The following is a 26,853-nucleotide window of genomic DNA, read 5'->3' as shown; positions in this document are numbered from 1 at the left end:
GTCTCATCTCTCAGGCACTTTTTGCCAGCTAAACCTGTCTAAGGAAATATCCGCATTTAAAAAGGAACTAATCAAAAGAAACCTAATTATCTTCAACCCCATACATTAGTGGTTGCTGTATAACTCTAATAATGTGGTGATTAGCTCAAGAACCGCATAAATTTTCTGTCTAAAGCGTCTAATTTTCTAGTAGCAATTTAAACATTTTTTTAAGATTTGCCTCAGTAATTATCCGGCTATTTTTGTAGAATTTCAGTAAAGTTAGTCGCACGAGGTGTATTTACAAAAAGTAGTCCTACTTAAACAGCTATTCATTTAGAGAGAGATGTGCCATGCGGGAAAAATTCGTACAAGCCGCCATTATCACCTTCTTACTCCACCTGATAGCAGGACTTAGCCCAAGTACTAAAATTCAGTCAAATGTAGTGTTACCTGTGACGGAAACACCTACACATCCAGGACATATTGTTAGCTTGTTGTTGCGCTCTTTCCAATAAGAATATTTCACAACTTGGGCAAGAACTGCTACCATCTACCTTTGTATATGAGCCTCTGACTTAAGGGGTAACTCGCTCGTTGGGTTTATTAACTGAGTATACAGGCGTTTAAACCAACGTCTCTGAGAACAGGCTAGACTGAGCAAAGAAGGCAACTACTGGCAATTTGATCATGACTAATCGCCTTGCTGAAGCTAAGAGCCTCTATCTACGCAAACACGCCGAAAACCCCATAGATTGGTGGTCTTGGTCTGACGAAGCACTTGCAACTGCAAGGGCGCAAAATAAACCAATTTTTCTCTCCATTGGCTACTCTAGTTGTCACTGGTGTACTGTCATGGAAGGTGAAGCTTTTTCCAATACAGCTATTGCCGAGTACATGAATAGTAACTTTCTTCCGATCAAAGTAGACAGAGAAGAAAGGCCAGACCTGGATAGCATTTATATGCAGGCTTTACAGATGATGAGCGGTCAAGGGGGTTGGCCTTTGAACGTCTTCCTTTCCCCAGAGGATTTAGTGCCGTTTTATGCTGGTACTTATTTTCCTGTGGACTCACGCTATGGTCGTCCTGGCTTTTTGCAAGTGTTACAGGCGCTTCGACGGTACTATGACACTGAAAAAGAGGACTTACACCAACGTAAAGCTTTAATTATTGAGTCGCTGCTCACGTCTGCGGTGTTGCAAGACGGAACTACAAACGAACTAGAAGACGACGAACTACTGCGAAAAGGTTGGGAAACCAGTACAGGTATAATTACTCCCAGCCAACAAGGTAACAGCTTTCCGATGATTCCCTACGCAGAACTAGCATTGCGAGGAACTCGATTTAATTTTGAATCGCGATATGATGGCAAGCAAATTTCTACCCAACGAGGATTAGACTTAGCGCTGGGAGGCATTTATGACCATGTAGGTGGTGGCTTTCATCGCTACACTGTTGACCCTACTTGGACAGTACCCCATTTTGAAAAGATGCTCTACGACAATGGACAAATCGTGGAGTATCTAGCAAATTTGTGGAGTGCAGGAATACAAAAACCAGCTTTTGAACGGGCAGTTGCTGGTACTGCACAGTGGCTGAAAAGGGAAATGACTGCACCTGAAGGTTACTTTTATGCAGCACAAGATGCTGACAGTTTTACTAACGCAACAGCAGTAGAACCAGAGGAAGGAGCCTTTTATGTCTGGAGTTACAGCGAACTAGAACAACTGTTAACACCTGAAGAACTAACAGAATTACAACAAGAGTTTACAGTTAGTCCTAGAGGTAATTTTGAAGGCAAAAATGTTTTACAAAGGCGTTATCCAGGGCAACTGAGCGCAAGACTGGAAGCTACATTAAACAAGCTGTTTACTGCTCGCTATGGTGTAACACCTGAGTCACTAGAAACTTTTCCCCCTGCTCGCAACAACCAGGAAGCAAAAACCAACAATTGGCCAGGGCGCATTCCTTCGGTGACAGATACAAAAATGATTGTTGCCTGGAATAGCTTAATGATTTCCGGTTTGGCAAAAGCTGCTGAGGTCTTTAAACAATCTTCTTACCTGGAATTAGCAGCACGAGCAGCAAATTTCATCTTGGAGCATCAGTTTGTAGATGGGCGTTTCCACCGACTTAACTATGAAGGCCAACCGACTGTATTAGCTCAGTCTGAAGATTACGCCCTTTTTATCAAAGCGCTGCTGGATTTACACCAAGTTTCGCTCTCAAGCGATGAGAATCACTTCATTCAAACTCCGCACTCTTTTTGGTTAGAAAAAGCGATCGCAATTCAAGATGAATTCGATGAATTTCTCTGGAGCTTGGAACTAGGTGGTTATTTTAACGCATCAAGTGATTCTAGTCAAGATTTAATAGTACGGGAGCGTAGCTACGCAGATAATGCTACACCATCAGCCAACGGAGTAGCGATCGCTAACCTTGTCCGTCTCGCCCTACTCACAGATAATTTACATTATTTGGATTTAGCGGAACTTGGCTTAAAAGCTTTTAGAAATGTGATGCGTGGCGCTCCTCAAGCTTGCCCCAGCTTGTTTACAGCCTTAGATTGGTATCGTAACTCTACCTTGATTCGCACTACACCTGAGCAGATAAACTCTCTTATTTTTAAGTATCTGCCGACTGCTGTGTTTGCCGTGGCATCAGATTTACCACAGGGAAGCGTTGGCTTAGTTTGCCAAGGCTTGAAGTGCCTTGCACCAGCAGAAAGTGCAGAGCATTTGTGGCAGCAAGTGCAACAAAGTCAGACTAGGGGATGATTGGGCATGGGGGCATTGGGATTAAAAGAATTCTTTACTTAATCTTCAGCCGCCAGTCCCCAGTCCTAATTACGAATTACGAATTACGAATTACGAATTAATTATGAGCCAGAAAACTGATGACGACACGCAGCAATTTAACTGCCATAGTCTTAGCAGGCGGTAAAAGTTCTCGCATGGGTCAAGATAAAGCCCTGATTCCCATTAAAGAAGTGCCATTGTTGCAGCAGATTTGTAGCATTGCCCAAGAGTGTGCCGATACTGTTTATATAGTCACTCCCTGGCCAGAACGCTATCAACATTTACTCTTACCCAATTGTCAATTTATCCGAGAACTACCTTTGCCTTCAGGAGATGAAGAGGTAGGAATGCAGGAAAATCAAAAGAATTCTTTCACCCCTCCATCTCCCCATACCCACGGCCCACTAGTAGGCTTTGCCCAAGGACTAGCCCAAGTACAGACAGATTGGGCATTGCTGCTAGCTTGCGATTTGCCGAGATTACGAGTTGAGGTCTTGCAAGATTGGGCAAGTAGACTTGATAATGTCGGGAGTGAAGCGATTGAGCAAAGCTCAGAACCAAAAGCGATCGCAGCGTTAGCCCATAATCCTAAAGGCTGGGAACCTCTGTGTGGTTTTTATCGCCGTGATTGTTTACCACAACTATTAGAGTTTATCAAGCAAGGCGGGCGATCGTTTCAAGAATGGCTTGAGCAATCTCCTGTAGAAGTTTTGCCTTTACCTGAACCCGAAATGCTGTTCAACTGTAATACACCAGAGGACTTGGCGTTGGAGAATAGCTATCCGTTAAATTGAGGCAATTAATTTTAAGCTACCAACGCCTTTTTATAAAATTTACTTCTTAATCGCGTAAACAATACTCAAAAATTTTTTGTTTCACGCAGAGGCATAGAGAAAGAAAATATCAGGCGATCGCAGCGATGATAAAGTCAAGCTAAGTGAAAATAGAATCTACATTTGCTATTTTTAAAAGTGCTGCTAAGTTTCTCTACAATGAATTTTAATATGCATCGCCGATGGCTATTATCTGCTTTAGCACTTTTATTGAGTATAGTTTTAGCTGCTTGTACGACTGCAACCACTCAGCAGCTACAACCAAAAGTAGCAGATTCCGTTGATAGGGCTAATACCAATTCTCAAGAATCACCAAAAAAAGAGGTAAAAAGAGTTGTTGCTCTTACCTCTCTATCAGCTGATATTATCTCTCAACTTGATCAAACAAAAATTGTCGGGATTACTGGTAGCAGATTATTTAAAGATGATCCACGATTTAAAGATATTCCCCGCGTTAGCGAAGGGCAAAATCCGCCAAATTTAGAAAAAATAGTAGTACTCAAACCAGATTTAGTGATTGGTGCTGAAGGTTTTTCTGACGTACCAATTCAAAAACTCAAGCAGCTAGGAATTTCAACCTTGCTCACCAAGGTAAATAAATGGGAATCTTTAACAGAACTTACTACAACATTGGCGCAGTCAATTGGTGCAGATCCTCAGTCTTTATTAAACCGTTATAAAACTTTCTTACCAGATAATCCAAATCAAAGTCCTTCTGCTTTGGTACTGGTTAGTCGTCAGCCAATCTTAGCTCCCAATAAAAATAGTTGGGCTGGGGATTTACTGGGAAAATTCCAGGTAAAAAATCTAGCAGCAGAATTGCAAGGTAAAAGCTCGATTGGTGGTTACATAACGCTTTCGGCTGAGAAAGTTTTAGAAGCCAATCCAGAGGTAATAATTTTAGTTAATCCCCCACAAGGGAATTCCCAAGCAGCACTTTTAAATTCCTTCAAAAAAGAAGCTTTTTGGAAGCAACTAGAAGCAACTAAAAATAACAGAGTCTATGTATTTGATTATTTTGGTCTAGTGAATCCAGGTAGCATAAACGCGATTGAAAAAGCTTGTCAGCAGCTTAAGCAAGACTTGTTTGCAGTAGAGAAAACGTAGAGACGCGATTATACTCTTACGAGAACCCACTCTTCGAGCGTCTACGCGTCTCTACAGGAGTTAGGAGTTGTTATTCTCCTCTTTGTCTTTCCAGTCCCCAGCCCCCTTTAATCCTTCACGGAACCAATCGGTCTTTGTCCAACAGATGTGTTCTTTCTAGTTTTAGGAGAATCACCAACAATGCTGCGGAAATACAACCCTCCAACAGTGAATAAAAATACTACATATCCTATTGCTTGCACAATATAAAGATTTTCTCTGTAGCCAAACAAAGATTGGAGAATAACACCAGGAAACTGTTCATCAGGCAAGATTTTGGAAGTATTCCAAACCATTGGCCCCAAAATACAAGAATGAACTCTGGTAAAGCGTTCGTAATAGAAACAAAGGCTTTCTGAGGCACGGCTGCTGAGAGCAACGCTAGCAACAGCCTCGTCAAAACGTTGCAGTGCTGTCACAACTAACCCAGCGACAATCAATACTAATAAAACGCCCATTGCTTGGAAAAACAGGCGAATGTTAATTCTAATACCCCATTTAAATAACAGTACGCCTATTACTACTGATGTTATAAGTCCGCCAATAGCGCCAATAGCGGGCATTAACCCCTGTTGAAGACTACCAGCAATAAACAGAACGGTTTCAAAACCTTCACGCAGGACGGCAACAAAAATTAAGCTAAAAATACCCCATCCAGCATTGCCCTTTTTTGTCAAAGCGCTGGTGACAGCTCCTTCAACTTGAGCTTTCATAAATCTGGCTTGTTTAGTCATCCAGATTAGCATCCAGCTGAGCATTGCGATCGCCAACACACTAAACACGCCTTCCAGTGCTGGCTCAATCACTCCCGCGTATTGCGGATAAGCTCTGCCAAGTGCTTGAGTCACCCAACTGAATAGCACACCTATCAAACCACTGATGGCAATGCCAACACCGACACCAGCATATACCCAAGGTTTGAGTCGGCTTTGTTTAGCTTTTTTCAGCAAAGCTAGGACAATGCCAACAACAAGGGCAGCTTCCACTCCTTCTCGGAGTGTAATCACAAAAGTAGGTATGGCATCACTAAAGTTCATGTTTTGTCATTTGTCCTTTGTCATTTGTCCTTTGTCATCTGTCCTTTGTCATCTGTCCTTTGTCATCTGTCATTAGTCATTTACAGCAGATTTCATGTTGGTAAAGTACAGAAACTAGGTCTCAGAACCAAGCATAAAACCTGTTTGAATTCTGACTCTCAAATTCTGAATTCTGCTGTATTCTTTGTCTTCGGACAAATAGCCAATGACTAATGACTAATGACTAATGACTACCTAGCTAAAATCGCGTAGCATCTTTTTCAGTTCGAGATTATGCATCTCTTCTTGTCCAATCATCCCCCGCGCAAATTCTTCAAGATAAATGCTAGCGTTGGTGACAGTTTCAAGCAAACTTTTATACAAATCAAGAGCTTTTTTCTCGTGAGATAAGCTTTCTGCCAAGATGTCCTTGACCGTATGCTTGTAAGTTTCTTCCATTGGGGCGATTCTCAAAGAGGGATGTCCATCTAAACCCGTGAGTATTTCTCCCACTTGTTCGGCATGGAGTAGAGATTCACTTGCCTGGGCTTTAAAGAAAGCCACAATTGGAATGCGGTTAGGGCCAGTCACCATCAAGGAATAATGTGTATATCGAACTACCCCTGCTAATTCAAATTCCATAATGGCATTTAGCAAGTCAATGGTCTTATTTAGGTCAAGCTCTTGCATCAGTTGTTAATCAAATTACGAATGGAGCGTCATGAGTAATTTTAGTTAGGAGTTAGGAATTCATTACTTATAAGTCTTAACTCCTAACTATTTACTCCACTCATTTTAAACTCCCTTACTCTGAGCATCCCATTAAGTTGTGCTGTTATCGTTGCGCTTGGGTGCTAGTTTTGTCGATCGCTTTTTGAGAGTTTTCTTCAATGGTCTTGATAAGCTTAGTAACATCTTCAGGAGTCTTAACTGGTGTAGCTGGGGGAATGACACTAGGCCAAGCTTTTACTAGCTCAGCCAAACTTGTTTCAATTGCTTTGTGTGCTTCCGGATCTGCTTGAGCTACTTTACTAGAAATTCCTTTGTATAAATCATTAGCATAGGTGACAAAGCCACGGGAATCTTGATACTCAATTGCTGCGGCTATTTTACCATCTGCGATCGCCGCTCCATATTCTGAGTTGGCTGAATCTAGCAATTCATTAATCACCTGTAGCACAAATCCTGGTTTGGAACGTTGAGCTACTGGCAAAACTGCGATCGCTCCATCGACTGATTGCACTGAAGCGGTAAAATCAGTTTTGACTTTAGCATCTTTGGGTTTAGATTTCACTAAATCTTGTAAACTTACCAAAGTTGTCTTAAATTCTTTGACTTTGCGCTCATTTAGCTGGTCTTCTACATCAACGTAAATCTCCTCAACTGGATGCCCAATATGAGGTTCTGCCTGTTTCGGCTGATTCTTATCCAGCAGTTCTTGCGCTACGAAAAGATGCCCTTTCATTAAGCCTAACTTAGTCATGTAGTCAACATCTTTTGCCTCACCTGTGAGTACTACTTCTTGAACAGTTACTTGGTCTTTAATTTGGTCAAACTGTTCCTGAGTAATAACTTTTTTAGTAACTAAATCTTCTGGACTAGCATAAGGGCGAGCCGCCTGAATTTTATTTGATAAAGCTGGGACACCTAGTTTAGCTTCAAACTTATCCAACTGAGACAAAATAGCACTATTAATGTTAATTTTCGCTTTACTACCATGACCGCTGTGATTGTTCTGACTCACGGCCTCTGTAGCTTGGGGAGTAGAGTTAGCAACTGGCGCGGATGGAGTTTCTGCCGTTGGCGTACTGTTACAAGCACTCAGACTAACTATTGCTGCTGTGGCGAAAGTTAAACAAATATAGCGAAATTTTATCATTGTTGTTCCTAGAGATACTGAAAAAGCCCGTAATTGCAACATTTCAAACTACTATCTGTCCTTGGGTTTGACGCTGTGTCATAGATTTTACTGTCGCATATAATGACACTTTTTATCAACTAGTACCAAAATATAAAGTAGAATTTAATAATTTTTTTAATCAACGATTGAGAATTAGGAACTAAAGAAGCAGAGGAGAATCTAAATTCTTCTCCCCTGCTTCTTTCTCAATGCTCTATACCCAGCTAAAGCATTTGCCACCTGAACAATAGCCTTCCCTCTTGGTGTCTTTAGGCTGAGGCTGGTGTAAGTTCGCAGACGTTGCGTTTGGTGAATGCGATCGCATCCAATTGAGTCTAGCCCTTTCTCTTTTAATATCGGTGTTAGCTTCTCTGTTGCTTGGAGGCTTTGCTGCAAAGTTTGGGGTTGCTGTTGAATTGTCTGTTTGTCTACGTCTTGGCGCTTTCGTTGTCAGGAGCTAACATCACAACCCGGCGTTTGCAATTACGTTAGTTTACCGCGTACTAGTTGTAGCTGTTTTAGTATTTTTGCTTTGGTCTAGCGTTGCTACTACGTCTCCTCGGCGCTACTAACGAATTAACAGCAACAACAGGTAGCCAGTTTTTTAGACTGACTACCTGCATGATTTGGCCTAGTTCTTCAGGCGAAGAAGCACGTTCTAAAGCTTCTTTGCAAAACAGGTTACTTTTTTGATTAGTTACCGAACACCATCCCAAATAACATGGGAGTAAAAATTAGAAAGTAGTTTGGAGCTAATAAAATTTTGCCGTTGCAATTTTAGTACAGCAGATTTCAAGTTAGTGCAGTACACAAACTAGCTCTCAAAGCTAGGCAGAAAGATTATTTTACTTCTGAATTGCAACTTCTGAATTCTGCTGTAAGTGCAAGTCTATTAAATCTTTTGTTTATTTTGTAATACTAGTGTTCATCGGCAGAAATCTAGGTGATGTAAGAAAAGAGGTCAAAAGCCAAAAACAAAAAAAGTTTTGACCTTTGGCTTTTGACTTCAATAAACGTGCATCACTTAAATACTGTTTCAAATCGTAGGATTCCTTGCTACAGGCGATCGTTCTACAAGGGAAATGATTTCTTCGTCATCCAACTCTGTGATAGCTGCGAGTTCTTCTTGCTCAAAAGTGATACAGCAGAATTCAGGAGCCAGGAGTCAGAAGTCAAAAAGGTTTTAATAATAACTTTTAAACTTAGACACTGTACTTTATTTACTTGCAAACTGCTGTATGTCATATAAGAAGTTCTTGCTTGTACACAATGAGTTCGGAGTTAGCGACATTATTTCAATTACTTCACTAAGAATTATTGACAGAAAAATTATTAGTTATCCCTAACAGTAGGTAACCTAAAACTTGCCATCACGCTTTGTAGCTAGAACGCTTGCTACTCAACGTTTTTCTCAGTGATAATTGCTACTTGTAAACTTACACAAATTGAAAAAGAAATGCAATACTATTGAGGATATCTCCTACTTTTCCCACAAAACCCACTTTTCCCACTATAAATTTTTATACTTAAGATTTTTATTTATAAAATTATAGTATAATAATATACAATAATTTTTAACATTTAGTAATTGCCTGTTTGCTATGACATTTTGACAAGAGAAGGGGTTTTTCGTGCAGTGTTTTTGACAGAATAACAATACCCAAAGATTGCACAGCAGTATTGTGTATGGACTTTACATACAATATCTATCATCTATGCACAGATTATCGGAGAGTAGACGCTTTTAGCGGCTTGTCGTCAGACATCGCTTATTTTGCCTACCACATTTGAGTACATAATTTAGCATTTATTATTCTTTTTTCATAGTAATAAAACAGCGTTAGACAAAGGCTTTACTCTTGATCACAAGTTAAACTACTACAGAATTGACTTATCCATAAGAAAAGCTGTTCACTCTTGGCGCATTAGCTCATCTTGACAAAAAAATCTTAAATACAAAAACCGTTGTGGTGAGGTGATTGCGTCAAAAACTCTATCTCTAAAAATTTAATTTTTCTTTGTTCAAGTATTTTTCGGTTGTATATTACTATTAAGCTAAAAAGTGTATGTGAATTTACTAACTACCTAACCTTTAACAAGCGTGGAAGAGCTTCTGCAAGTAATAGAAAAAATTTTGCAAGACAGGCCTTTCGGTTCCATTCACCGATTTGTGTTCCATCAAGCTTGGTTGGGCAAGACTTATGGTGAAATGGCAGACGTATCAGGCTATGGCTGCGATTACATAAAAGAAGTTGGCTCTCAGATGTGGCAAGACCTTTCTGCCGCGCTGGGAAAGAGAGTAACAAAAAAAAATCTGCATATAGTCTTGCGTAAATACTTGCCAAAGGAGATAAGTAACCAGGAGACTACACTCCAGCAAGACTTCCGCAAAGAACATAGCTCACAAAAGGTTTTTTCAGAATTAGTTTCAGTGAGCAATATAGACTTTCCCAGTGGCCCTGTACCGCTAAATTCTCCTCTTTACATTGAACGCCCTCCACTGGAAGAACTTGTTTGTAACGAAATCATCCACCCTGGTTGCTTAATCCGCATCAAAGCACCTCGGAAGATGGGGAAAAGTTCGCTACTCAACCGAATGATTGTTCATGCTAAAGAGCAGGGTTACCAAATCGTCTACTTGGACTTTCAGGAAGCTGACGAAGACGTTTTTGCTTCGCTTGATAAATTTTTACGTTGGTTCTGTATCTATGTAAGTAGGCAGTTGAATCTTCTACCCAGCCTGGATGATTTCTGGGATACAGAAATGGGCAGCAAGGTAAGCTGCAAAATCTATTTCGAGGCGTATTTGCTACAGTACATTAATAATAGCCCTGTAGTTTTGGCTTTAAATGAAGTCAATCGGGTTTTTGAGCATCCTAATATTGCCCAGGACTTCTTGCCAATGCTGCGATTTTGGCACGAACAAGCAAAGCAGGATCAGACTTGGCAAAAACTGCGGTTAGTAGTCGTTCACACAACAGAAATTTACATACCGTTGAAGCTCAATCAATCCCCTTTCAATGTAGGTATAACAGTACCGTTACCACCGTTTACGCTACGGCAAGTACAAGATTTAGCATTGAGTTACGGACTCGATTGGGCAGCAGACGAAGCAGGAGCAAAACGCCTTGCACCCCTACAAGAAATGATCGGAGGACATCCCTATCTGGTAAACCTTGCACTTTATTATTTATATCAGGGGGAAATGACTCTAGAGGTATTATTACAAACAGCATCCACACCAACCGGAATTTACAGTCCACATCTTAGAGAACTGTTAACTCTACTACAACAAGATCCACAGCTAGTTTCAGCTATGCAGCAGGTGATTGCAGCAGATGTGACAGTAGAGCTAGACGCGATCGCCGCTTACAAGTTAGAAAGCATGGGTTTGGTTCAACTAAATGGTAATCAAGCTCGTGTCAGCTGTGAGTTATATCGCTTTTATTTTAGCCAACAGTTGGGAAAGCAAAATGATGCTAATACGAATGGTAAGCTGTTGGAAAACAAACAACAAAAATATTTGCTCGAATCTGAAGCTGATATCATGAGTCAGTTTGTCAATTTACAGAATTTTAAGCAATATCTAGAAACACAGTGGCAGGAATGGCAAACATCAACTTCAATCCTATCTTTGATAGTATGTGAAATTGACCATTTAAAAATTTATTATGAAACTTATGGAGAAATTGCAGGAAATAGCAGCCTACAAAAAATTGCTAGTACGATTGAGAACTGTTTGAAAAATAAAACTGCTCTGATAGCGCATTATGAAGGGACAAAGTTTGCAGCTATCTTCCCGCAAACTAATGCTGATACTGCCGTTGGGCTTGCAGAAAACATTCGAGAAAAAGTTAACGCATTAGCGATCGCTCACGCTCCTAAATTTAAAAAATTGCTTGCGCCCTGCCTAACTGTTAGTGTAGGACTTGCAACGACAAATACTACTTATAAGTATCAGACATCCCCAACAATATTGATTGCTGCTGCGGAAGAAGCGCTCTTTCAATCGAAGAGAAGAGGCTACAACTGCTTTACATTAAACTCAGTTTTCACTGAGAAAAATTAAAGTCTGTTGATAAACGTTTATTTCTACTAATTTTTTCTACTTTTAAGCAAACTCCTTTATTCATATAGAGAAAAACTTATCAATTTAAAAATTCTCAAAAAATGAACAATTATCAATACCAAGTTGGTGGCACACTAACTACTGATGCTCCTAGCTATGTTGAGCGAAGCGCAGATGTGGAACTCTATGAAGCCTTAAAGCAGGGTGAATTTTGCTATATCCTCAGCTGTCGACAGATGGGTAAATCCTCGCTGATGGTAAAAACAAAGCATCGCTTGCAACAAGAGGGCTTTAAATGTGCCACTGTTGATATGACCAATATTGGTTGTGACAATATAACTCCAGAGCAGTGGTATAAAGGAATTGTCGGCGATTTATGGTTGGGTTTTAAACTACTAGGAAAAGTAAATTTAAAATCCTGGTGGCAAGAACAGAGCGATATATCTTTAGTTCAAAAAGTCAGTCGATTTATTTCTGAAATACTATTAACTCAATTTCCGGAAGAAAGACTGTTTATTTTTATTGACGAAATTGATAGTATTCTCAGCCTTGATTTTTCTGTAGATGACTTTTTTAGTTTGATTAGGTTTTGCTACAACCAACGAGCAGTAGCTCCAGAATATCAAAGAATTACGTTTGCAATTTTTGGCGTTGCTACACCCTCAGATTTAATTTTACATCGAAATAATACTACTCCGTTTAATATTGGTAAAGCTATAGAAGTAAGTGGTTTCAAATTTGAGGAAGCTAAACCACTAGCGAAAGGATTGGAGATAGATGGCAATCATCCTCACAAAGTTTTGAAAGAAGTATTATTCTGGACACAAGGACAACCATTTCTGACTCAAAAGCTGTGTCGCTTGTTGGTAAGTTTGTCTGAAGATGAAGCAGGTAGAAAGTTACAAATTCCCCCTGGCACAGAAGAATTTTGGATAGAAAGTGTAGTGCGATCGCGCATCATCGATAACTGGGAATCACAAGATGAGCCAGAACATTTACGGACAATTCGCGATCGCATCATTAGAAATGAACATTCAACCGCTAGAATGCTGGGAATTTATCAGCAAATCCTCCAAGGAGTTGAAGTGCCAGCCGACGATAGTCGAGAACAAGTAGAACTGTTGCTATCTGGTTTAGTAGTTAAAAAGCTAGGTTTGATAAAAGTCAAAAATAAAATATATCAAGAAGTTTTCAACCGAGAATGGGTAGGAAAACAATTAGCTGACTTACGTCCTTACTACCAAGCTTTTAATGCATGGGTAGACTTAAAAGAAAAGGATGAATCTCGTTTATTACGTGGGCAAGCTTTAATTGATGCCCAAACTTGGGCAAATGGTAAAAGCTTAAGTAATTTAGATTATCGGTTTTTAGCTGCTAGTGAAGAATTAGATCGGCGAGAAGTACAGCAGGCATTAGAGTCGGAACGTGCTAAAGAAATTGAAGCTAGACTTGCAGAAGAGCAAAAAAGGCTGGCTCAACAGAGAAAATATACCAAAATAGTTGCACTTTTGCTCTTAGGTATGACTATCAAGCTTGTCATTTCTTTAGGTTGGGGAATATCACTTTTACAAAAGATTGAAGTCTTGGAATCAAAGTTGAAGCAATGTTCTCAGGCACAGCAGGGCAAAGTCACAACTGCACAGTCTAAATAATGTTATATGTGAGTAGGAAGCAGGAGGTAGAAGGTAAAATCCTCAACAGCAAAAGGTTTCTTTAGGGAACATTTTACATTTAATTATGTTCGCCTACCTAGAATTCAAACAAAGCGATCACCATTTTATTGTTAACAAACTCATTAATCAAAACTGATTTTTTTAATATCAGAGATCACAAAAGCTTTATGGGGCATAACGGAGAAGATTAGCGTCTCAAAATACTTCTGAGAGCCAGGCATATTTAATAAGCTTTGTGTAAAATTTGGTGGTGAGGTTATTTGCTTAACTCTCAATTACAGTGCATCCAGGTTTCATTTATGAGTCAGTCTTTTTCTCAAAACCAAGCAAGACGAAACCGTCGACAAAGGCTGTGGCAAAGAAAATGGAGTTTAAAGACTAAAGCGATAGTTTGGGTATTAAGTATTAGTATTCTTCCTATTGTTGCAATTGGAACAGCTACTTACTACTATGGCAATGATTTAATCACCAAAAAAATTTCGTCAATCAGCCAAGAAAATGGCAAAAGTTTAACAAAAACTGAACTTGCTCTACAAAGACAACTGTCACTCTTGTTAACTGGTATGGGTGTGACAGCAATTTTGGCAGGTGCGATCGCAACTTTTGTGATTAATCGAGCTATTAGTCGAGTCAGCAAAGCTGCTATGACTTCTAATATTATCAAAAATAGGCTACGTCCAGACAGTGAGTTTACTCAAGTTTTCATCGCTAGTAATGATGAATTAGTGATGTTAGAGAGAAACATCAGCTTATTCACAGAACTGCTTTCGGTTTTGATACAGGAGAAAGAAGCTGAAGCTGATTACTCTCAACTATTGATGAAAATTACTCGCTGGGTTAGAGAATCATTGAATGAAGAAGATGTTCTCAAAATTACCTCAGAAGAAATTCGCAGAGCTTTAAACATTGATCGCGTAACCGTTTTTTGCTTCAATTCCAACTTTAATGGAACGTTTATCGCAGAATCAGTAGCACCTGGGTTACCAAAAATATTAGGGTTTACAGTCTCTGACTCTGGGTTCGAGGCAGGGTATATAGAAAAATACCAGAATGGTTGTAACCGTGCTATTGATGATATCTATCAAGCCGATCTCACTGATGCTGATATTGAATTGCTGGAGCAATTTGCTGTCAAATCTAGTTTAGTAGCACCCATTTTTAAAGGCAAACAGCTATTCGGTTTATTAATTGCACATCAGTGTTCCAGAATTCGCTTTTGGCAACAGTCTGAGATTGATTTGTTTACTCAGATAGCCATGCAAGTTGAATTTGCTCTTGACTACACCAAGCTTTTAGAAGAGGTAGATACCAAAGCAGATAAAGCTCAAGTATTTATAGAAATTACCCGCAGCATTCGCCAATCGCTCAACGAAGAAGATGTCCTCAAAACCACTGTGGAAGAGGTTCGCAAAGCATTGAGTGCAGACCGAGTACTGGTTTATAGCTTTTACGCTCATTGGTCTGGAATTATAATTGCCGAATCAGTGGTTCCAGGTTATCCCAAAGTTTTGCGGTCTGAAATTCAAGACCTATGTTTTGGTCAGGATTATGTAGAAAAATATCAGTCTGGTCGCGTTTTAGCCACAAACAACATTTATGAAGCTGGTTTGGCTGATTGTCATATTAGCCTGCTCGAATCCTTTGCTGTTAAAGCAAATTTAGTAGCACCCATTATCAAAGATGAGCAACTATTTGGCTTATTAATTGCACACCAATGCTCCAGACCCCGTGATTGGCAACAGCCTGAGATTGATTTATTTGCCCAGATTGCCATACAAGTAGGGTTTGCTCTCGACCATGCTAGGCTACTGCAACGAATCGAAGCCGAAGGTGTGCAAAGCCAGTTACTGGCGGATACTATCCGCAGCATTCGCCAATCGCTCAACGAAGAGGATGTCCTCAAAACCACTGTAGAAGAGGTTAGGAAAGTACTGAGTACAGACCGAGTACTGGTTTATAGCTTTAATGGTGATTGGTCTGGAACTGTGATTGCTGAATCAGTTGTTCTCACCTATCCCAAAGTTTTGCGAGCTGAAATCCAAGACCCATGTTTTGGTCAAGGCTATGTAGAAAAATATCAGTCTGGTCGCGTTGTTGCAGTAAACAATATTTATGAAGCTGGTTTAGCTGATTGTCATATTAGCCTGCTCGAATCCTTTGCTGTCAAAGCAAATTTAGTAGCACCCATTATTAAAGATGAGCAGCTATTTGGCTTGTTAATTGCACATCAATGTTCCAGACCTCGTGATTGGCAACAGTCTGAGATTGATTTATTTGCCCAGATAGCCATGCAAGTCGGATTTGCTCTTGACCATGCCAGGCTGCTGCAACGAATTAATGCTGAAAATATGCGAAGTCAGTCACTGCTAGATATTACCCGCAGCATTCGCCAATCGCTCAACGAAGAGGATGTTCTGAAAACGACTGTGGAAAAGGTTCGCAAAGCACTGAATACTGACCGAGTACTGGTTTATAGCTTTTACGTTAATTGGTTCGGAGTTATAATTGCCGAATCAGTGGTTTCAGGTTATCCCAAAGTTTTGCAGTCTAAAATCCACGACCCCTGTTTCACTCAAAATTATCTAGAAAAGTATCAGTCTGGTCGCGTTGTCGCAATAAACAACATTCATGAGTCCGGTTTGGCTGATTGCCACATTAGCCTGCTCGAATCTTTTACTGTCAAAGCAAATTTAGTAGCACCTATTATCAAAAATGAGCAGCTATTTGGCTTGTTAATTGCACATCAGTGTTCTGGGCCTCGTGATTGGCAACAGCCTGAGATTGATTTATTTGCCCAAATAGCCATACAAGTAGGATTTACTCTCGATCATGCTAGGCTCCTACAAGCATATGAAGCTACTGAAGCTAACTCTCGTTAATGTAAGTTCGACGGCTCATGTAGTAACCGCATAATTATGTTACACTCCTACGCCTTTATCTTTAGCCAGTACTTCAAATTGGCCCATACAACCATTTTCAGCGATCGCATCCTGATGAGGATGAAACATATACTTACCTGGATAGCGAAACGCAAATTCTAAAATGTGCCTTTCAGCTATACCCATCGTAATAACATCAGCTTTCTCGCTAGCAGTCATACTCATGCCATAGCGATAAACATCAAAGAAGTTGGCGTGGAGATGAAACGTTACAGCCGGATCGTATTCAATGATGTTGAGGACATATAGCCGAATCAACTGATCTTGATAAATCCGGATAGGATTATGCATATAGTGATGAGGCAGACCATTAAAGGCGTAATAGTCATTATGGCTATCGTCATCCACATCATACCCAGCCATCACGAGTACTATTTCATCAGCCGGGGGGCGGGGATTGGGTGGATCGATGATAAACATCCCATATAGCCCTTTGGCAATATGACGAGTGACTGGTTCAATATGGCAGTGGTACAAGTGAACGCCATAAGGTTCTGCATCAAATTCATAAATTGTCGCTTTGCCGTTGCTGATTGGGCGAACGCCATCCATTTCTGCTGGATGAACCCCATGAAAATGTAGAGAATGAGAATGCCCCGCTTGGTTGAGAAATAATACTCGGACGCGCTCGCCTTCTTTTGCCCGTAGCGTCGGCCCTGGTATTCTACCGTTTAAATCCCAAATATTGTAAGAGACAGCACTATTTAGCTGAATTACAGAAGTACCCGCAGTTAACTGAAACTCTCTGATGATACGTCCATTTTCTTTCTTTACTGTCCCATAATCAAAATTTCGTAGCATCTGCATCGGGTTCGCAGCACCTTCAGCTACACCCATCTCAATAGGTGGCACTCTGACGATTGACTTACTTTGGGCATTCATTATTTGCCAAATAGCTGCCGCACCAGTCAATCCCGCACCTGTTAAGCCCAGTTTCAGTAGTTGACGGCGGCTCCAAAGTTTTTCGTTACCCAGAGCGAAGTTTTTGGGCATAACATTCAATTACGGCTAGCGCCTACAAGTTGCAAAAGATTTGCAATTACCTCTGTGTATATTATAGGTTGCAAGAATTGTTGTCAATAATTCTCAACTATTTCCAAATGCCACAAGTCACCCACTCAGCGTAATTTGCTTAGAGATGGCATAATATCAATCGCATTTCTAAAGTATTTTAACGTGAGTTCGACAAACCTCTCCCTGCCTTGAACTAAAGTTCAAGTCTGTCCCTCTCCGACTCGGAGAGGGACGGTTTTGCGTAGTAAAACCAGGGAGAGGTTTCTTTATTACGCTAATTATTATTACGCTAATTAGGAGACAGCATATGACCCCTCGAACTCACATTATTTTAGGTGCTTGCTATATTCTTAATCTTGAATATTTAATGTTGAATTGCTTGTCAGGATGTCTGCCGATTTAAACTAAGTCGTTAAAATGTATCCGCGAGGTATGGAGCGTGTCAAGAATTCTTCTCAAGCCAAAACGTCTATCCCTAATTCTGATGGGAGTTTTGAGCTTTTATCTAGTTGTTAGCGCATCTGCACCAGCCTATGCAATGCATATTATGGAGGGCTATCTACCAGGGAGTTGGGCGCTTTTTTGGTGGGTAGTGGCCTTACCATTTTTTATTTTAGGGTTGCGATCGCTGACTCGCATCACCCAAGCAAACCCTGAACTTAAGCTACTCTTGGCTTTGTCGGGAGCTTTTACTTTTGTATTATCGGCGTTGAAAATGCCTTCAGTTACAGGTAGTTGCGCTCATCCTACAGGAACAGGGTTAGGAGCAGTACTGTTTGGCCCTTTGGCAATGTCGGTGCTGGGTAGCCTTGTCCTACTATTTCAAGCATTGCTGTTAGCGCATGGCGGTTTGACAACACTGGGTGCAAATGCTTTTTCAATGGCGATCGCTGGCCCATTTGCCGCTTACTGGATCTATCATCTGACAATGCGGCTAACTAATAAACAAAGAATTGCAATTTTTTTAGCCGCCGCCTTGGCAGATTTACTCACTTACATCATTACATCTATCCAACTCGCCTTAGCTTTTCCAGCTCCAGTTGGTGGGTTTATTGGGTCATTCATCAAGTTTGCGGGAATTTTTGCAATTACTCAAATTCCTTTGGCAATAAGTGAAGGATTGCTGACAGTGCTGGTGTGGAACTGGTTACAATCATACACACCTCAAGAACTAGAACTCTTGAAATTAATCAGACGGGAACCTCAACAAAATGAAACAGTCTAACAAGGGATTGAGTAACTGGTTGTTAATAGGAGGGGTAGTGATTTTGGCAGCTGCGCCGTTAATATTTGTCCGTAATGCTCAGTTTGCGGGCGCAGATGACAGAGCAGCAAAAGCTGTTACTGAAGTACAGCCTGGATATAAACCCTGGTTTAAACCATTAATGAATCTGCAAAGTTGCGAAGTACAAACTTTTCTATTTGCGTCTCAAGCTGCTTTAGGTGCTGGGACACTTGGTTACTTGATTGGTTTGTCTAAGGGACGCTCCGAACAGCGAAAGAGTAATAATGAACATTCAGATTGATACACTTGCTTACACTAATCGCTTGCGGTGGTTAGCACCAGAGCAGAAATTGCTGTTTGCGATCGCACTGCTAATTATTAGTGCCTTTGCCCATCCCCTAGTTCAAGTAATGATTGCAATTTGGGTTAGTGCTTGGACAGTTATTTATGCAAGAATTCCTGCCAAAATATATTTAAAATTAGTTTATATTGCTGCCCTTTTCTGGTTAACAAGTTTACCAGCCTTAGTCATCAGTGGTGTAGATATTTCTCACTTAAATTTTGTGCAAAAAGACTCAGTAACAGGGTTAGATATTGGCCATTATTATTTGTATATTAGTCTTCAAGGTATTCACCAGGGATTGACAATTTTAACGCGAGCGATCGCTTCTCTTTCTTGCTTATACTTCATTATGTTAACTATCCCTTTTACTGAACTTTTACAAATCATGCGTCGTGTGGGTTTTCCGGTACTTTTAACAGATTTATTATTACTGATGTACCGTTTTATTTTCGTTTTATTAAATACAGCCGCGGAATTATTAACTGCTCAACAATCTCGCAGTGGTTACCGCACTTTTAAAATTGGGATGAAAAGTTTATCTCTCTTGATTGGACAATTACTCAAGCGTACCTTAGAGAACTATCGTCAAATCTCCTTGAGTTTGGCATCAAGGGGTTTTAATGGAGAATTTCAGGTTTGGCATCCCCACCGCTATCGTATATCTAAGCGTTATGCCATAGAAGCGATTCTAGGATGTGCAATATTAATTGGATTGGATTGGTATAATAATGCAACAATTTTTACTCGAATTTGAGCAGGTACATTACACCTATCCAGGCGCAAAACAATCAGCTTTAAATGGGTTAACTCTCAAGATTCCTGCTAATAAAAGATGTGCATTAATCGGTCAAAATGGTTGCGGTAAAACTACACTGTTTCTCTTAGCTAATGGTTTATATAAACCTAATAAAGGAAATGTGCATTGGCAAGGCAAACTTCTGCAATATGACCGTCAATCCTTGATGAAATTACGGCAACAAGTTGGTCTAATATTTCAAGATCCAGAGCAACAACTGGTAGCTTCTACCGTTGAAGAAGACATTTCTTATGGATTGTGCAATTTAGGGTTACCAATAGGAGAAATTCAACAGCGGGTCGAGCAAGCTTTAATAGAATTTGGGCTGACTGAATTAGCCCAAAGGCCCGTGCATCATCTTAGTTTAGGGCAAAAAAAGCGAGTTTCTATAGCTGATGTCATGGTGCTAAAACCAGAATTGCTATTATTAGATGAACCAACAGCATATTTGGATAGGCTGCATACCCGTAACTTAATGGCAACCCTGAAAAAGATTCATGCATCTGGGACAACTATACTAATGGCAACCCATGACCTAGATTTAGTTTATCGTTGGGCAGACTGGATTTTTGTCATGGATAGGGGAAGGCTTGTGATGGAGGGAAAACCACAGGATGTGTTTACCCAACGTGGAGTTCTCGAAGATTTACAGCTAGGAGTTCCGTTAATATATGAGATGTTATTTGCTGAGGGAGTAGCCGAAGAAGGGCCAGTTTTAGAAAGATTACGACAGAGAATACTGAATCTATTCCGTTACTTTTAGTACGTAAATTTCTTTTAATATTCTTATATTAAAAGAAAACACACAATATATTTTATACACACTTGTCAAACACAAAGTTTATCGTATATCTTTTTGCAATCAAGCGGCAAAATGCTTTTTGATTGATAAATTACCCAAATTAATTATGCGAGGTCAAAAATGACTACTTTTTCTTCTAATTCAGTATTGCAGAAAACCGCAGGTATTACCCTGTCCAAGCCTGTGCAGGTAACACTTTATATGCTGCTATCTTCTTTGGTTATCTGGACTGTTTTGTTCTCTACTTATCCTGCGGCTCACAACACAGCACACGCAGTGCGTCACCACACTCTGGGCGTTGGGTGTCACTAAGTTATCATAATTCCAAGATTTTTAATCTGCATTAGGCTTTGACAAAATGTCGAGAAAATAATAGCGCTAAAAGGCTGCGAAATTAGGGCTATTGTTTTTACTTAGAAATATTTTAGGCTATGTAGAGATATTTACAGCAGAAATCAGGTGGCCGCACCTCGACTGCGCTCGGTAGCCACCGAGCGTAGCCGAGGTGAGCCAGAAGTCAGTAGTCAGAAGTAAAAGAGTTTTTATATATAGCTTTTAAACTTAGACGCTGTACTTCATTTACTTGCAAACTGCTGTATTTCCCATCTCTACATAGCCTTCTCTTGATTTGGGATAAAATTCTGATTGACTACTAGTTATTTAAGAGCTGATTCTTCGATTTTTTACTAAATAAAAGCTAATAAGTATGGGTTAATTTCACCCACTTTTATCAATCTATTAGTCGCAGAAGGTACACTATTGCTACACTGTCATCAAGTTTTATGAAAAAATATCGAATATTTGGGGTTCTTGCCACTTTTTGCATTTTATTGTCAATTGTTTATTCCTTTGTGGGGGTTTCCCAAACTCCTGTTTCCAGAGTGATACTCTCCACAAACCCACCTATAGAACGTATTCTTCCTTTTGAAGCAGAAGCGAAAAAACCACAAAATCCTGTTACCATTACACTACAAGCTGTTAATGCTGCGGGTAAACCATTAGAAAATGCTTTAATTGGCTTACAAATTTTCACATCGCCGCCGAACCCTTGGTTGACAACAGATTTTCCTATTGTCGAGGGAACAAAATTACTACAAATGGATGCGGTTGCACCTGATGGAAAGCTAGAAATTCAACAGATATTACCCATCCGTGGAAATTATCAACTCCGGGTAAATGTTTCTCCCTTGATAGCAAATACGTTTACTCCCTATCAGCAAACTTTAAATCTGAAAGTCCGAGAAAATCCAGTTAAATATAAATATTTTGTTGTTGTTGCCGCTATTTTATTATCAGTTGGATTATTAGGTGGTTGGGTTATTGGTGGACAAGAAAAACTGCGAGAAGGAGAAATTGCGCCGCAATCAGTGCGTCTGTTATTAAGTGCGTTAACAGTGATAGCTATAGTAACTTTATTATTTATCAATATTAGTGCAGAAGTTGCAGAAGCTCATGGCAGTGGACACTCAAGCAGTAGTGAAGCCATTGCACCATCAGTCCAAAAATCTCAGGGATTGGAAGTCAAACTTGAGGGAGATAAAACCGCGACTGTAGGAAAAGTTGCAAATTTAGCGATACAGGTGAAAGATGCTACAACAGGACAATCCGTTAAGAATGCGGTATTGCAGGTAAAGGCGATCGCTCTAGAACATAATTTAACAGTCTTTAGCTACAAAGGAGTTTCTGACCAAGAAGGCAAGTTAACATGGCTTGAACAATTTTTTGATGGCTCACCTCATAAAATCGAAGTGGAAGTAACTCCTAAGCCTGGTTCTAACCGTCAATTTCCATCGGTGAAAGTGGCACAGGAAATAGAAGTTGAGGGTATCGCACCACCAATTTATATCCGCTTGATTGGTTTATTTTACTTTACTGCTATTGTCGGCATTGGTATGGTAATTGGCTTGCTAATACAGCAATGGCGAAAACCACAAGTAAGGATAAATTAGTAACATTAGCGTTCATGGTATTGAACGGGAATTAATGATTTTGAGGCAAGCGATCGCTTCTTTTTCATGTTTATACTTCGTCATGTTAACTATCTCCTCTGCTGAACTTTTACAAATTTTGCATCGCGTGGGATTTTAATAGCAACGAAGATTGACAGCTAGAATTCCCGGTGATGAGATGTTATTTGCTGAGGGGGTAGCTGAAGAAGGGCCAGTTTTAGAACGCTTGCGATCAAGGATATTAAACTTATTTCGCTACTTTTGATATTTGTCATTTGTTTTTCTGCTTGCTCTTTGGAAGCTTCGCAGTCCACGCAAAGGGATGAGCTAGAGCTAATCGAGGAAGCTCCGAAATTTGGCTCTGAGGGAGCCTCTCTTTTTCTGTACCTTCCCTACCTTCGTGATTAATAATAAAAATATAATTAACAAAAATTTATTTAAAAAAAGAAAAGTATATTATTATATCTATATTTTATTGGCTATATCTCTTAAGTAATACTAGAAAATCCCCCAACAGGGCATTGCAAAAGTAGTAAAAATCTTGTTTGTTATTAATTTGATGCTGTAGTTATATTAGTTAATTTGTGTAGATAAACAACAAGAAATACAGGGTTAATAATGCATATTCCTGATGGATTTGTTTCTCCACCGGTGGCGGCAGCTGCTGGTTTAGTCAGTGCGGCAGCGCTGTTTGTAGCCTTTAGGCGATCGCAAGAAGCTTTTGGTATCCGTCGCGCTCCCATCTTAGGCTTAACCACTGCCTTTATTTTTGCTGCCCAAATGATCAATTTTCCTGTAGCAGGAGGTACAAGCGGTCACTTGTTAGGGGGAACCTTAGCAGCGATCGTTTTGGGGAGTCCTTGGGCGGGAACGTTGTCTATCGCCACGGTATTAATAATTCAAGCTGTACTGTTCGCTGATGGTGGCATCACAGCCTTGGGAGCGAATATTTTAAACATGGCAGTGATTGGTGTCTGGGTTGGCTGGGGTTTAACCCAAACCTTGCAGCGGCTGTTCGGCGGTTCTAAAGGACGCTTACCTTTTGCTGCTGGCATAGCAGCTGGTGTCAGTGTAGTCGTAGCCGCGATCGCTTGTGCCATTGAGTTAGCCCTTTCTGGAACTGCACCCGTAGCAATAGTTTTACCAGCTATGAGTGGTGTGCATATTCTGATTGCTATTGGCGAAGGGTTAATTACTGGCGGTGTGCTGAATTACCTGTCCACTGCACGACCAGATTTGTTACCAGGAGAACAGCATGAGTTTCGTGGGTGGTCGATACCAGTTGTCAGTATTTTCCTGATTGCAGGTGTGCTGTCACTGTTTGCCTCAGCCTGGCCTGATGGTTTAGAAAAAGTGGCACAAAACGCAGGTTTTATTAATTTAGCCGATAGAGTGCGAGTAATTGTACCAACACCCTTGGCTAACTACGGTATTGAAGGTTTAGGGACTATTGGCACTAGTATTGCTGGACTTATAGGAGCTGCGGTTTGCTTTGCTGTAGCCTTTGGGATTGCTAAGGTGGTGAAACCAAAGGATGCTTAAACTTTCCTTGCCGTTACGCTTGCAATTGTCTTTGGTGATTGTGGTCGGGGCAGCTTTATTAAAGCATCATGCTTGGTATTGTTTGGCTGCGTATGGCGCGATCGCACTTTTGTGGGCTGGACTGTTACGCGTCCCAATTCTCAAACTAGGAGGATTACTTGGTACTGAATTGATTTTCTTATCATTACTTGCATTGCCCTTGGGATGGGAGCGAGCTAGCTTTTTGCTGGTTCGTTCGTTGATTTGTCTGATAGCTATGAATAGTTTTTTGTTGACCTTACCGCCTCACAGTTTCGGCATCGCCCTGAAAAGCTTACCTGTACCAGCACCTTTAAAGGAAAATTTACTATTAGCTGGGCAATACATGGAAATTTTGCTATCAGAAGTTACGCGTATGCAGCGCAGCGCTCAATTACGCGGTTTGAATGGTACTGCGGGATGGCTGCGCTATGCTAGTGCTTCCATGATCGGAGCTTTGTATCTCCGCAGTTTAGATAGGGCAGAGCGAGTCTACGCGGCAATGGTTACGCGTGGTTACAACGGGCAATTGCCCATAGATTCCGCTTTTAGACCAAAAGAGCGTTTTGTCCTATTAACAGCTTGGACGATCGCTGCTTGTTTGACTCTAACTTCTTACCGAATTTAACGCAGTTGTGAATCTTGAAATCTTTGACATCTAAAACCAAACCTCCAATCGGTAACTCCCACAGTGCTGTGGTCGAGGTTCAGAATTTGGGATATGCCTATTCCCAGCAAGAACCAGTATTACAAGAAATCTCTTTTACTTTGAACAAAGGCGATCGCGTGGCATTGATGGGAGCCACTGGTTCTGGAAAAAGCACATTACTAGAGAACCTGATTGGCTTAAAACAACCGCAAACCGGAAAAATTTGGATTAATGGCATCTTAGTAGAACCTAGAACTCTGCCCCAAGTCCGTCGTCAAATTGGCTTTAGCTTCCAAGATGCCAACGACCAATTATTTATGCCGACCATTTTAGAAGACGTTACCTTTGGGCCACGCAACTATGGTGTACCACCAGCAGAGGCAAGCGATCAGGCCAGGCAATTATTAGCTGATTTTGAGCTAGAAGCTTACGCCCACCGTTCCGCCCACGAACTATCTGGTGGACAAAGACGCCTTGCTGCCCTAGCCACGATTTTGGCATTAGAACCGACAATTTTGATTTTGGATGAGCCAACTAACGGACTAGATCCAGCATGGCGGCGACACTTGGCACAAGTGTTGTTAAATTTACCTGTGCAAGTAATGTTAATTGCTTCCCATGACCTACATTGGTTAGGCAGAGTTACCCAACGTGCTTTAGTACTTGCTGATGGTCGTATTCAGATAGACAGTGACATTCAGCCACTTTTAAAAGACGGAGATAGATTAGACCAGTTGGGTTTGCCAGTAGATTGGTAATCCTGGCAGAGAGGCTGAGGAGCAAAAAAGTGGAGTTTTTATGCTTGTTCACGAGTATCAAGAACTGATTGTTACATTCTAAAATATATCTCCCTGCCCTCTGCTCCCCTGCCCCTAATCTTCCCCAAACTTGGCTCATAATATTGGGTACTATAGTCTGGTTTTTAATGCTGTTGTGGTATCAATGTCTGTTTTGCGTAAATATACCTTTATTGCTCCTGTTAGCCTGAGCATTGCTTTGTTAGCTACTAGTTGCAACCAGAATAAAATCTCCCAGTGTCAGCGACTGACTAAGGTTGTGAATGAAGGGACTTCTCTCATTGATCAAAATAAAGGGAGGCAAGTGATCACCAGCTTGCAACTGTCAAAGGATTTGGAATTTGTAACTAAATCCATTCGGGAGCTGAATTTAACAGATCCCAAGCTGAAAGAATTTCAAAGCGGTTTTGTGAACGTTTTTGATAATCTTAGTAAAGCGATCGCTAAAGCCGCTAAGGCTCTTGGTGCAGCCAAGAACGCACAAGCCTCAACATCTGGTAGAGAACAAATACAAAAGGCTAGAGCAGAAATCGATTCAGCACTAACGACAGCAGCTACAACTGTTGGCAAAAAATCAGATGCGTTAGTGAAGGATTTGAATAACTACTGTAGCCGGCCTGAATAATCCACTTGGGAAATCGGATCTGCAAAAGACGTAATATTTGAGCCTTATTTTTCCTCAAAAATAGGCTCAATAGGTATTGAAAGCAGTGATCATGGCAAGCAGACCTAAAAGTTTTAACTGAAATGATTTCAGCAACTTAAAATTTTTCAACCTGTAATCCTTTATAGGAAAAAATTTCAAGGCTTTTGTCATCAAAAGTTTTTGAGGGTATAAAAATTTTCGCTCTGCCATAAGTTATGTAAATGTTAAGCTAACGCATTAAGCAGTAATACAAATGCGATCGCGTACAGTCCTAGCCATTCAAACTTGGCTAATATATTCTATTACATATAATATATTAGTAATTGTTATCACTTATTTTATAGGAAAATTTCTGAGACGCATCTATTTTGACTGTCAACAGAAGTATTGGCGCGAGTCAGAATAAATACCAGAAACGATACATCCAAGCCAACGATCGCCTCACGCAGTCGAGTGCTAGTATGTTAAGTCTTAAGAGGTTGCAAAATTATTTTCAACCTCTCTTGAGACTCCAGTTTCATGCTTTATTTCTAGAGTAGATCATTGGCATTTTTGGTAAAAAGCTTTACTATGCTTCTGGAAATTAAGCACGCCAGTATGAAATAAATATCATAGTTAGCACAAGGGTAACATTGTAGCGAGAAAACTGTACAGGAATTCTGAGCAGCAAAATTGCTGTTCAGACTTCCTTTTTATGGTTGATTTTACGTTAATGATT

At 40.4% G+C, this 26,853-nt stretch carries 22 protein-coding genes; 17 read left to right on the top strand and 5 right to left on the bottom strand.

Annotation, left to right across the window (positions count from 1 at the left end; genetic code table 11):
• Positions 1–332: 332 nt before the first annotated feature.
• The 4 genes from WKK05_RS34665 (at position 333) to WKK05_RS34650 (ending at position 4,718) form a co-directional block, all read left to right on the top strand.
• Positions 333–497, top strand: a complete 165-nt coding sequence (locus WKK05_RS34665) for a hypothetical protein (protein WP_341527488.1) — start codon at positions 333–335, stop codon at positions 495–497.
• Between the two features lie 172 nt (positions 498–669).
• On the top strand, positions 670–2,757 hold the full coding sequence (locus tag WKK05_RS34660; protein WP_341527487.1) for a thioredoxin domain-containing protein: 2,088 nt from the start codon (positions 670–672) through the stop codon (positions 2,755–2,757).
• A 119-nt stretch (positions 2,758–2,876) separates the two neighbouring features.
• The gene (locus tag WKK05_RS34655) at positions 2,877–3,572 is read left to right on the top strand and encodes a molybdenum cofactor guanylyltransferase (protein ID WP_341527486.1); all 696 of its coding nucleotides are present in this window, start codon (positions 2,877–2,879) and stop codon (positions 3,570–3,572) included.
• Between the two features lie 210 nt (positions 3,573–3,782).
• The gene (locus WKK05_RS34650) at positions 3,783–4,718 is read left to right on the top strand and encodes an ABC transporter substrate-binding protein (protein WP_341531272.1); all 936 of its coding nucleotides are present in this window, start codon (positions 3,783–3,785) and stop codon (positions 4,716–4,718) included.
• A 107-nt stretch (positions 4,719–4,825) separates the two neighbouring features.
• Here the strand turns inward: WKK05_RS34650 and WKK05_RS34645 are convergent, their stop codons facing one another.
• The 4 genes from WKK05_RS34645 to WKK05_RS34630 all read right to left on the bottom strand — a co-directional run bounded on the left by WKK05_RS34645 (position 4,826) and on the right by WKK05_RS34630 (position 8,069).
• Positions 4,826–5,794 carry an FTR1 family protein gene (locus WKK05_RS34645; protein WP_341527485.1) on the bottom strand — a complete coding sequence of 323 codons (969 nt, stop codon included), beginning with the start codon at positions 5,792–5,794 and terminating at the stop codon, positions 4,826–4,828.
• Between the two features lie 234 nt (positions 5,795–6,028).
• On the bottom strand, positions 6,029–6,463 hold the full coding sequence (locus WKK05_RS34640) for a ferritin-like domain-containing protein (protein ID WP_341527484.1): 435 nt from the start codon (positions 6,461–6,463) through the stop codon (positions 6,029–6,031).
• Positions 6,464–6,608: 145 nt separating this feature from the next.
• Complete coding sequence (locus tag WKK05_RS34635; protein ID WP_341527483.1) at positions 6,609–7,652, bottom strand: helix-hairpin-helix domain-containing protein; 1,044 nt, start codon at positions 7,650–7,652, stop codon at positions 6,609–6,611.
• A gap of 201 nt (positions 7,653–7,853) precedes the next feature.
• Positions 7,854–8,069 carry a hypothetical protein gene (locus WKK05_RS34630; protein WP_341527482.1) on the bottom strand — a complete coding sequence of 72 codons (216 nt, stop codon included), beginning with the start codon at positions 8,067–8,069 and terminating at the stop codon, positions 7,854–7,856.
• Positions 8,070–9,774: 1,705 nt separating this feature from the next.
• Between WKK05_RS34630 and WKK05_RS34625 the strand changes: the two genes are divergently transcribed.
• From WKK05_RS34625 to WKK05_RS34615, 3 genes are all read left to right on the top strand, one after another.
• Positions 9,775–11,742, top strand: coding sequence for an AAA-like domain-containing protein (locus WKK05_RS34625; RefSeq protein WP_341527481.1), 1,968 nt, complete (start codon positions 9,775–9,777; stop codon positions 11,740–11,742).
• A gap of 101 nt (positions 11,743–11,843) precedes the next feature.
• Positions 11,844–13,394 carry an AAA-like domain-containing protein gene (locus WKK05_RS34620; protein ID WP_341527480.1) on the top strand — a complete coding sequence of 517 codons (1,551 nt, stop codon included), beginning with the start codon at positions 11,844–11,846 and terminating at the stop codon, positions 13,392–13,394.
• A 320-nt stretch (positions 13,395–13,714) separates the two neighbouring features.
• Positions 13,715–16,294: a GAF domain-containing protein gene (locus WKK05_RS34615; RefSeq protein WP_341527479.1), complete on the top strand. Its 2,580-nt coding sequence runs from the start codon at positions 13,715–13,717 to the stop codon at positions 16,292–16,294.
• Between the two features lie 39 nt (positions 16,295–16,333).
• Here the strand turns inward: WKK05_RS34615 and WKK05_RS34610 are convergent, their stop codons facing one another.
• Positions 16,334–17,347, bottom strand: coding sequence for a multicopper oxidase domain-containing protein (locus WKK05_RS34610; protein ID WP_341527478.1), 1,014 nt, complete (start codon positions 17,345–17,347; stop codon positions 16,334–16,336).
• Between the two features lie 505 nt (positions 17,348–17,852).
• On the opposite strand from WKK05_RS34610, the gene WKK05_RS34605 reads away from it, so the two are divergent.
• The 10 genes from WKK05_RS34605 to WKK05_RS34560 all read left to right on the top strand — a co-directional run bounded on the left by WKK05_RS34605 (position 17,853) and on the right by WKK05_RS34560 (position 26,114).
• Positions 17,853–18,593, top strand: a complete 741-nt coding sequence (locus tag WKK05_RS34605; RefSeq protein ID WP_341531271.1) for an energy-coupling factor ABC transporter permease — start codon at positions 17,853–17,855, stop codon at positions 18,591–18,593.
• Entirely contained in the window at positions 18,580–18,894 is a 315-nt protein-coding gene (locus tag WKK05_RS34600) for an energy-coupling factor ABC transporter substrate-binding protein (protein WP_341527477.1), read from the top strand. The genes WKK05_RS34605 and WKK05_RS34600 overlap by 14 nt, the downstream gene beginning before the upstream one ends.
• Positions 18,878–19,690 carry a cobalt ECF transporter T component CbiQ gene (gene cbiQ / locus WKK05_RS34595; RefSeq protein WP_341527476.1) on the top strand — a complete coding sequence of 271 codons (813 nt, stop codon included), beginning with the start codon at positions 18,878–18,880 and terminating at the stop codon, positions 19,688–19,690. Before WKK05_RS34600 ends, cbiQ begins: the two co-directional genes overlap by 17 nt.
• Entirely contained in the window at positions 19,665–20,495 is an 831-nt protein-coding gene (locus tag WKK05_RS34590) for an ABC transporter ATP-binding protein (protein ID WP_341527475.1), read from the top strand. The genes cbiQ and WKK05_RS34590 overlap by 26 nt, the downstream gene beginning before the upstream one ends.
• 159 nt (positions 20,496–20,654) lie before the next feature.
• A complete protein-coding gene (locus WKK05_RS34585; protein ID WP_341527474.1) occupies positions 20,655–20,846 on the top strand; it encodes a CbtB domain-containing protein in 192 nt (63 codons plus the stop codon).
• 470 nt (positions 20,847–21,316) lie between these two features.
• Positions 21,317–22,483 (top strand): hypothetical protein, encoded by a 1,167-nt coding sequence (locus WKK05_RS34580; protein WP_341527473.1) that lies wholly within the window; start codon positions 21,317–21,319, stop codon positions 22,481–22,483.
• A gap of 618 nt (positions 22,484–23,101) precedes the next feature.
• Positions 23,102–24,025 (top strand): energy-coupling factor ABC transporter permease, encoded by a 924-nt coding sequence (locus WKK05_RS34575; protein ID WP_341527472.1) that lies wholly within the window; start codon positions 23,102–23,104, stop codon positions 24,023–24,025.
• Positions 24,018–24,671 (top strand): energy-coupling factor transporter transmembrane protein EcfT, encoded by a 654-nt coding sequence (locus WKK05_RS34570; protein ID WP_341527471.1) that lies wholly within the window; start codon positions 24,018–24,020, stop codon positions 24,669–24,671. Before WKK05_RS34575 ends, WKK05_RS34570 begins: the two co-directional genes overlap by 8 nt.
• Before the next feature lie 14 nt (positions 24,672–24,685).
• Positions 24,686–25,450 carry an ABC transporter ATP-binding protein gene (locus tag WKK05_RS34565; RefSeq protein WP_341527470.1) on the top strand — a complete coding sequence of 255 codons (765 nt, stop codon included), beginning with the start codon at positions 24,686–24,688 and terminating at the stop codon, positions 25,448–25,450.
• A gap of 184 nt (positions 25,451–25,634) precedes the next feature.
• On the top strand, positions 25,635–26,114 hold the full coding sequence (locus WKK05_RS34560; RefSeq protein WP_341527469.1) for a hypothetical protein: 480 nt from the start codon (positions 25,635–25,637) through the stop codon (positions 26,112–26,114).
• Positions 26,115–26,853 lie beyond the last annotated feature (739 nt).

The organism is Nostoc sp. UHCC 0302, from assembly GCF_038096175.1.
GTDB lineage: Bacteria > Cyanobacteriota > Cyanobacteriia > Cyanobacteriales > Nostocaceae > UHCC-0302.
This window is presented reverse-complemented; position numbering and strand designations above follow the sequence as displayed.